Origin of the sequence: Algoriphagus terrigena DSM 22685, assembly GCF_000429445.1 — a bacterium.
GTDB lineage: Bacteria > Bacteroidota > Bacteroidia > Cytophagales > Cyclobacteriaceae > Algoriphagus > Algoriphagus terrigena.
The window spans coordinates 1-8,159 of the sequence record NZ_AUBW01000046.1 but is presented as its reverse complement, the minus strand read 5'-3'; the positions used below and the strand labels follow the sequence as shown (position 1 = coordinate 8,159).

Genomic DNA, 8,159 nt, shown 5'->3' with positions numbered 1-8,159 from the left:
TCTATCATGTCCATATCGTAAATAAGTTGTGGTAACTCCTTTTACGACTTTCATGGCTGTGGGTGAATTTCCCTAATTCATATAAGTTTTATGGGGTTTTCTCCCGAAAAATAATGGTTAGACAAAAAGTCCCCAGCCGTCATCCATTCGGTCTGCTGGATCAAAGCCTTGCACCCATCCGACGAAGAGATCTTTGAATTCCCCGATCGCCTCACGGAGCAGGTTGAGATGCTCCTCCGCGTGGGTCTCTTCCATGCCGAGTTGGTAGGTCATGGCGTGGAGATTTCGCGCGTGGACTTTCATGATTGTCGCGTTCTCCATCTTCAGGATGTAATCGCTGACGCCCTCGGCACCTGAGAATTTCGCGCTGAGCATCATGGCATCCTCCATCATCATTCCTCCGTAGAGCTCCCTTCGGGCCTCGTCCAAGCTGCCAACTAGCGCGTGGGTAAGTGAGAGGATTTCATTCGCTTTTTTCATGAGGGGGTGGGAGTAAATCTGATCCCGCTGTGCTTTAGGATCAAATTCACTCTCCTCATCCCAATCCTCATTTTCGTCAAAATCATCCCACATTTAAAAGTAAAGTTTAAAAAAGCTGAATATTGTAAATGTTAGAACGGAAGCTTGTCTTCGTCGCTTTCAGAATAGAAGCTGTCTACTTCTGGCATGGCCGGTGCACCACCGCCGCCATTGGTGCGGTCGACTTTGAATGCTTTCACCTCGGTGTACCATCTGCCATTATATTCGCGGCTTTCCACGTCGATCCCAAGAGTAACCTGCTCCCCCACTTTGAGTCCAAACTGGTCAATTTTGTCCCCCCAGATGGAGACGCAGACTTTTTTTGGATACTGACCACCGGTCTCAATGATATATTCCTGCTTTCTCCATGCGTTGCCACTTTTCGAATTTCCGCCTACTTCTGCGAGGAGGTTGATTACTTTTCCGCTTAAATCCATGCTATTTATTTTTACTTGATAAGATTGCGAAGGTAACGATTGAGGCGAATTTTTCCGGGTATTTTGAGGCGGAAAAGAAATGACTTTTTCTTCCGTTTTAACAAATTTTGGCATGACCTTGGCCAAGCTAACATTCATGGATTGGTTTTTTGAAACAAAAGATTGTTTTTCGGGTCGTTTTCCAAACCTTCTTTTGAATTACAGCATACACTTGACAAGTATTCAAAAAACCCCTTAGATTGAACCTATTGATTGGCTTTATTCCAAACGCTTCCTGATTTTAATTCTTTCACTTTTAACAGATACTATGGCCTAGACCTTTACGTTGTATATAAACCAACTTAAAATGAGTAAGCGAATAGGTCCGCAGGACAGCGAGTTGATAGCTCAGTATCGAAATGGCAGCGAAGCTGCTTTTGACCATTTGGTAGATAGATACCAAAGTAAAGTTTTCACCACAATCTACCTGATCGTTAAGGATCAGGATATAGCGGAGGATTTGCTCCAGGACGTTTTTGTCAAAGTCGTCCAGACGATCCATTCAGACAGGTATAGCGAAGAGGGGAAGTTTCAGCCGTGGTTAATGCGCATTGCGCATAATCTGGCCATCGATCACTTCCGAAAAGCCAAACGTTATCCCACTATTCTGATGGACGACGGATCAAATCTCTTCAATTCTCTACAGTTTGCGGAGTCTTCGATAGAGGATCACCGGGTGAGAGAGGAGACGTTGGAGATGGTGAAAAGGCTGATCGAGGAATTGCCGGAGGCTCAGAAGGAGGTATTGGTGATGCGCCATTATTTGGATTTGAGTTTTCAGGAAATAGCGGATCAGACGGGGGTCAGTATCAATACAGCGTTGGGAAGAATGCGGTATGCTCTTATACATCTTAGAAAGAAAATGAAACAGATAAATTTTGCCTATGACAAAACCATTTACCCCAAATGACTTGGTACGATACATCTACCAGGAAATGCCGGAAGTAGAACAAGAACTCTTGATGCAAGCCTTGCGCAGCGATGAATCACTGATGCAAGAATACGTGGAGATGCTGAGCACGATAGAGCAATTGAATCAGGTTCGCCTGCAGCCTTCGGAGAGAATAGTGAAAGCCATCAAAGAGATGGCCCATTCTACGGGACTTCAAAGAGTCTAAAAAGCATTGGTAACCCCGGCATCAGTCGGGGTTTTTTTATACACTTTATGTTACGGCCAACGCGATTATCTTGCTTTTCCAGAAGCCGGATTTGCCGGGTATCTTATTTTCGTGAGAAGTCAGCTGCAGTTAGTAGTTTAAAACCGCCTTCCAATTTTGCTGAGACGTTTAGGATCAGAATTCACCGACAAACTGTTTGGCCTCTCGAAGTAGCGCGGCGTAGGTCTGCTCTGTAAAGCCATGTCCCTGTCCGGGGACGACGGTGAACTGGTGACGGACGTTTTTTGCCTGTAGCACATCTTCCAACAGTAGACTCTGGCTGATCGGAACGACCGGATCCATATTCCCGTGGAAAAAGATAGTCGGCACATCCTGTGCGTCGACAAAATTTACCGGGCTGGAATCGTGGTAGCTGGTTGGTGCGGAGTCGGGAGTTCCCCTAAGCAAGGCCTCCAGTCCCAGATTTGTGAGATTATTGCCACCGTAAAGAGCCGCCAAATCCGTAGGAGGGAAAAAGGCAACGGCTGCTTTCAAGTCCGAGAAATTGTTCTTGAAGGCATGCAAAAGCGCCAAATGCCCCCCGGCGCTGGCACCGGAAATGACCATTTCTCCGGAAATGTTCCAATCGGCCAGTTGGCTTTCGATATAGTGGAAAGCCGAGACAATATCCTGCTCCTGCTCCGAGATTCCGTTGGTTTCGGTCACAAAATCAAAGAGCCGATAGTTCAGCGAGACAAAAGCAAAGCCGGGGAATTCCTTTTCAACGAGTGACTTGATTTGTAAAAACTCGCTTTTATCACCATCAATCCAGCCTCCGCCGTGGATGTAGACCAGAAGCGATGTTTGCTCAGAAGACCTTCCTGCCGGAAGGTAGACATCCATGTTTTGCTTGAGGTGACTCCCGTAGGGTTCATCTAGGATTTGCAGCGAAGTGAGGATATCAGGCTCAGAATCCTCTCCGCAGGAAGAGAAAACCAGTAGGGCAACAAGTAAGAGATAACTGATTGGAAAAAGCTTCATATTAAAACCACTTGATGAGAGAGTCGATGATTTTTTTTGTTTTCAATCCGTAGGGGGGGCGTAGAAGTGTCGCATTGTTGAAGCCTATTCGCTGCTTGAGGACGCCCTTTTCGTGACTGAAAGCCAAAAACCCATAATATCCGTGTGATTTCCCCAACCCGCTGTTCCCTATGCCACCAAACGGAAGGTTATTGTGAAGAAAATGCAACACACAATCATTGACTACGGCGTTGCCCGAGCTGGTTTTTCCCAATACTTCTTTTGTGTGCCCGCTGGAGTCAAAGATGTAGAGTGCCAAAGGTTTTGGGTTTCGATTGACATAGTCAATGGCTTCCTGAATATCTTGATAGGTGATTATTGGTAAGATCGGGCCAAATATTTCCTCTGCAGCGATTTCCATTTCAGGGTTGATCTCAGTCAGGAGCGTAGGCTCGATGTACAGCTCATCTTCCAATATATTGCCACCGAATACGACCTTTGCGCCTTTTTCAACTGCGTCGTCGAGACAAGACTGGAGTCGGCTGAAATGCCTTAGGTCTACGATTCGGGCCAAGTCGGGCGACTTTTCGATTCCCCGGTGCTGGGGATCATACATATCCCGAATGGCAAGAACCAGTTCGGCAATGAGTTGGTCTTTTTTACTTTCGTGTACCAAGATATAATCTGGAGCGATGCAGGTTTGGCCACAGTTTACAAATTTCCCAAATGCTATTTTTTTGGCAGCGTCAGCGATATCGGCAGAGGAAGTTACAATTGTGGGTGACTTTCCCCCGAGTTCCAGCGTGACGGAGGTCAAGTGTTTGGCGGCGTTCTCCATGACGATTTTTCCGACTTTGGGACTGCCAGTGAAGAATATGTGGTCGAAAGGTAAAGACAAGAGTTCCTGGGAAACTTCCACCCCACCTACGCAAACAGCAACTTCTTCAGGTTTGAAAAGTTCTGAGATCATCTGAGCGATCAAGGCGGAGGTATTCGGTGTCAGTTCCGAGGGTTTCAAGATGACCGGGCATCCTGCAGCGAGGGCGGAGACCAAGGGTCCGATGGCCAGATTGAAGGGATAATTCCAAGGAGAAATGATCAGCGCACATCCCTTTGGTTCGAATTGGATATAGGCGCCGGTTCCAAACATCGGCATCGGCATCGAGGCTTTTGCCGGTTCCATCCAAGACTTCAGGTGTTTTATCGCATGGGTGATTTCGGAAGTGACGGGGAAGATCTCCGAAAGGTCAGCCTCCGCGGAAGGTTTTTTAAAATCGTCCCAAAGTGCCTGTTGAATCAGCGTTTGATTTTTTGAAATCCAGTTTTTCAGTTCCTTGAGTTTATCCAGTCTCTCCGTGGCAGTCGAGGTTCTCCAAGCGACCGCAGTCTTTTTTTGGAGGAAAAGAAGCTTTGAAAAATCTGTTATAGGGGAAATCTGCGCGTCCATGGATCAGAATATCGGTCTAAATATTCTTTCCAATATAAGAAAGACCAAGGAGGGAGAACATTTTTTGATTGATATCAATTCGTGGCGGGTTTTCTGTTGCTTTTTTCCGCACAATTGAGGTAAAAACATCATCAAAAATACATTTCACACCAAAAAAATTGTATTACGAATAAATATTTTCTGCGGGGATTAGGATATGAAAAACATAAAAGTGTATTTTTATAGCAAATATTTGGAGATTAAAATCACTCGCGTTTCCGAATACTTAAATTAATCGAAAAAAACGCCCGTTTAGGTTTCTCTGATTTTGCCAGGGAGCGGTCAATGTCCTAATAAAGAGGGTCTTGATGAAAACACATTTTACAGGCTTGAAAATTTTAAAACAATACAATATGGACATGCTATCCCATTTTCAGTTCAACCCTAAACCACATGCCGGTAGATTTTTGGAAGGTTTCAAAAATTTAAACCGCTTTGGCGGGATTTTTCTTTTTTTCTGGGTGGCAAGTTTTCTTTTTCCATCAACTGGTTTTTCTCAGGGTGCAATTGTGGGCACAGTTCCCATTGTAATTGACCCGAACAGCGCTCCCGGCTGTCCCCAAAATAACGTGAGCATTACTGATATTCAGTTTCGGGATGAGAGTGGAATTCCTTTTCCATCTCCCTTTAATCCGGGAGGACTGGAAATTGGAGATGCGATACCTGGAGAGATTTGGGTGAAATTTGGTGGCAGCACGAGCAATGCTTACAATTTGTATGCGCAATTCGATGTTTTTATCAACGGTGTAAAAGACGGATCTACCCGTACGCTCTGTTTGTTTGGGGGAGTGAATGTTCCTAATCAAGACGGATTATTCCATTATATCAGTGATTTCACTTGGGAATATGGGGACAAGCTTGAGATCAAGAATATTTACATGACCTGGACGACCGGTAATGCCGGAGACGGAGACTGTAAGCCAAAACTTCAAAACTCTCAGTGTTATTACAGCCCGACGGGCCTGGTGGTAAACACTCCCTTAGTTGCCAATTTTAATTTCACTACCAACTGCGACGATTTTGAGGTTGATTTCCAGAATTTAACCACGGGAGGAGATCCGGCAACTACCGCTACCTACAGCTGGGATTTTGGAGACGGCGGATCTTCCACGGCCACCGCCCCAAGCCATACCTATGCGACAGCAGGCACCTATTCGGTGACCCTTACTGCCACCAAGTCGGGTATCGTGAAGTCACTGATGAAAAGTGTCATCATCTATCCGCTATTGAATGCCAGTGGGGATGTGGAAGACGACGACTGTTCAGAGACCGCGACCGGGTCGATCGACCTGACCGTATCGGGAGGGAATGGGTCGTATACTTTTGAGTGGAGTACCCTAGATGGATCAGGTTTGACTCCGGATGTTGAAGATCAGACAGGACTCTCTACGGGAACTTATTCGGTAGCTATAACTGACGGTAAAAATTGCTCTGTTATTAAAGAATTTACAATTGTAAAACCGGCTCAGGCTCCAGCGCCTCCTTCGGCATCTTTTGAATATTGCAATGGCTCCGGGATGCACTTGATTTCAATTTCACCGACCCCTGGGTACACGCTGGTTTGGTATGACCAAACAGGAACTACTGTATTGCCGGGTGCACCGTCAGTAGATGGGGCTACGCCGGGCCTGTTTACCTACAAAGTGAGCCAGACCAAGGACGGAGAATGCGAAAGCGCACAGTCTACGGTGACTGTGGAAATCAAGAACTGTGCGATTTCCATAACAAAAACCGGTGAGTTGCTTGGTGAGGGTGAGTGTACGGAGGATGGAGATAATATTTTATACACGTTTACGGTTACCAACACCGGCGGGGTTACCCTGAACAACATCAATTTAACAGAGCTTGAATTTTCGGGATCCGGTTCACTTCCTACACTTTCGTTTGTGAGCGCTTCTCCAGGCAGCAATTCATCGTCACTTTTGCCGGGAGGAGTTGCGATTTTTACCGCTACCTACAGTGTTTCGCTTCAGGATATCGCAGCGGGAAAAGTTGAAAACCGAGCAAAGATATCTGCAACAGGTCTTGGCGGTTATGCCTTGGAGCAAGACTCTTCGCCATTCTCGCTGACAGGCCTGTTCGGACTGGAATCGTTTAAAAACTGGAATCTTGTTGTCCAAAACAACTACACGGTCCTCTCGGGTTCAGTCTCTGCTTCTACATTGGTGGGGGGAAATTTAATACTGAACAATGCAGTAAATTTTTCAGAAAACGCAGTTTCTGCGGGTAATGGAGCAGGATTGATGGTCGGCGGGAATATTTCCGGTTCGACTATTAACCTCAATTCCGGAGGAAATTTGATTCTTCAGACTGGCTCTACTAATGGAGCTTCTAGCATTAACTACAACGGCGGCGGATCGTTTTCCAATGATCCTAATGTGCTTTCGTATGTTGGAGACCTTTTTAATAGAGCAGTTGTTGGATCCAGTTACTTAGGATCTCTTGCGGCAAACGGTAGCGTTTCCGGTGGAAATATGACCGCGACACCGACTTTAATAGATGGTAAAAATGTTGCCGTTTATGAGATTTCCGGCATTTCCGGTTCGGATTTGAACTTGAACTTCGGCTCGGCAGATTTGGTCGTTATCAATGTCTCGGGCGCCAATATTAATTACAACGCTCCGCCAAACCTTACAGGAGCTTTCAATACAAATTCATCCAAAATCATCTGGAATTTTAAGGAGGCCACCACTCTTACTATCAATAACAACTTTAGGGGAGTTGTGTTGGCTCCCTTCGCTGCCCTGAATCTCAGTGGAGGCGAAATCTATGGGACTGTAGTGGTTAAATCGCTGACCACCCAAGGGGCAATTCGGCAGCCGATTTATTCCGGTATAACAGAGGAGGAGGTTTCAGAAGAATCTGGTCTGACTGTGGTTGAGTTGTGCCAAAATGCGTCCCTGACCATTTCCAAGGATGTAGACCAGGCGGAGATTAGTGCACCGACAACCCTGAACTATACGATTACAGTGACGAACACTGGGAACGTAGACCTGACCAATGTAGTCGTGACAGATGACTTGGCAGGCACGGCGACGCTTGAATCGGGAGACGATGTTGATTCGGGGGTATTGAACGTGAGTGAGGTTTGGATTTTCACTGCAGCTTATGAAGCAACTCAAAGCGATATTAACGCAGGTGAAATATTGATAAATACAGTCAAAATCACTACTGACCAGACTGCGGAGCAGGAAGATACAGCAGAGACTGAGATTGCCCAGGAGATCTCAGTGGACATCACCAAAGAGGCAGACGTGACCAGCGTATCGGACGCAGGCCAGGTGATCACTTATACCTACACGGTGACCAACACGGGCAAAGTAACGCTGACCGGCCTTGCCGTGGAAGACGACAAGCTGGGGGGCATCGCCGTTGACCAGACGACCCTTGCACCGGGCGCCACTACCTCCGGCACTGCCGCCTACACGGTAGAGCAGTCCGACATCGATGCCAATCAGGACATCGTGAACGTGGCCACGGTGAGCAGCAGCGAGGAAGCAACCGACACAGCGACTGAGACCGTGGGCATTGCCCAGGAGATCTCAGTGGACATCACCAAAG

At 46.6% G+C, this 8,159-nt stretch carries 7 protein-coding genes; 3 read left to right on the top strand and 4 right to left on the bottom strand.

Going from position 1 to position 8,159, the window contains the following annotated elements; all coding sequences use genetic code 11:
- Nucleotides 1-117: 117 nt before the first annotated feature.
- Both G459_RS0123755 and G459_RS0123750 read right to left on the bottom strand, forming a co-directional pair.
- Nucleotides 118-573 (bottom strand): hypothetical protein, encoded by a 456-nt coding sequence (locus G459_RS0123755; RefSeq protein WP_026969817.1) that lies wholly within the window; start codon nt 571-573, stop codon nt 118-120.
- Between the two features lie 38 nt (nt 574-611).
- Nucleotides 612-956: a DUF3127 domain-containing protein gene (locus G459_RS0123750; RefSeq protein ID WP_026969816.1), complete on the bottom strand. Its 345-nt coding sequence runs from the start codon at nt 954-956 to the stop codon at nt 612-614.
- A 346-nt stretch (nt 957-1,302) separates the two neighbouring features.
- On the opposite strand from G459_RS0123750, the gene G459_RS0123745 reads away from it, so the two are divergent.
- Both G459_RS0123745 and G459_RS0123740 read left to right on the top strand, forming a co-directional pair.
- Nucleotides 1,303-1,905, top strand: coding sequence for an RNA polymerase sigma factor (locus G459_RS0123745; protein WP_026969815.1), 603 nt, complete (start codon nt 1,303-1,305; stop codon nt 1,903-1,905).
- Entirely contained in the window at nt 1,880-2,113 is a 234-nt protein-coding gene (locus tag G459_RS0123740; protein ID WP_026969814.1) for a hypothetical protein, read from the top strand. Before G459_RS0123745 ends, G459_RS0123740 begins: the two co-directional genes overlap by 26 nt.
- 174 nt (nt 2,114-2,287) lie before the next feature.
- On the opposite strand, the gene G459_RS0123735 is transcribed toward G459_RS0123740, so the two are convergent.
- Both G459_RS0123735 and G459_RS0123730 read right to left on the bottom strand, forming a co-directional pair.
- Nucleotides 2,288-3,133: a prolyl oligopeptidase family serine peptidase gene (locus G459_RS0123735; protein ID WP_026969813.1), complete on the bottom strand. Its 846-nt coding sequence runs from the start codon at nt 3,131-3,133 to the stop codon at nt 2,288-2,290.
- A 1-nt stretch (nt 3,134) separates the two neighbouring features.
- Nucleotides 3,135-4,559 carry an aldehyde dehydrogenase family protein gene (locus G459_RS0123730; RefSeq protein ID WP_035456909.1) on the bottom strand — a complete coding sequence of 475 codons (1,425 nt, stop codon included), beginning with the start codon at nt 4,557-4,559 and terminating at the stop codon, nt 3,135-3,137.
- Between the two features lie 608 nt (nt 4,560-5,167).
- On the opposite strand from G459_RS0123730, the gene G459_RS28475 reads away from it, so the two are divergent.
- A partial coding sequence (locus tag G459_RS28475) for a DUF7507 domain-containing protein (protein ID WP_169725066.1) occupies nt 5,168-8,159 on the top strand: 2,992 nt, incomplete at its 3' end.

What these genes read in the sequence shown, in the direction of transcription:
- G459_RS0123755 (WP_026969817.1), bottom strand. Translation starts at nt 573, where the DNA reads ATGTGGGATGATTTTGACGAAAATGAGGATTGGGATGAGGAGAGTGAA.
- G459_RS0123750 (WP_026969816.1), bottom strand. Translation starts at nt 956, where the DNA reads ATGGATTTAAGCGGAAAAGTAATCAACCTCCTCGCAGAAGTAGGCGGA.
- G459_RS0123745 (WP_026969815.1), top strand. Translation starts at nt 1,303, where the DNA reads ATGAGTAAGCGAATAGGTCCGCAGGACAGCGAGTTGATAGCTCAGTAT.
- G459_RS0123740 (WP_026969814.1), top strand. Translation starts at nt 1,880, where the DNA reads ATGACAAAACCATTTACCCCAAATGACTTGGTACGATACATCTACCAG.
- G459_RS0123735 (WP_026969813.1), bottom strand. Translation starts at nt 3,133, where the DNA reads ATGAAGCTTTTTCCAATCAGTTATCTCTTACTTGTTGCCCTACTGGTT.
- G459_RS0123730 (WP_035456909.1), bottom strand. Translation starts at nt 4,559, where the DNA reads ATGGACGCGCAGATTTCCCCTATAACAGATTTTTCAAAGCTTCTTTTC.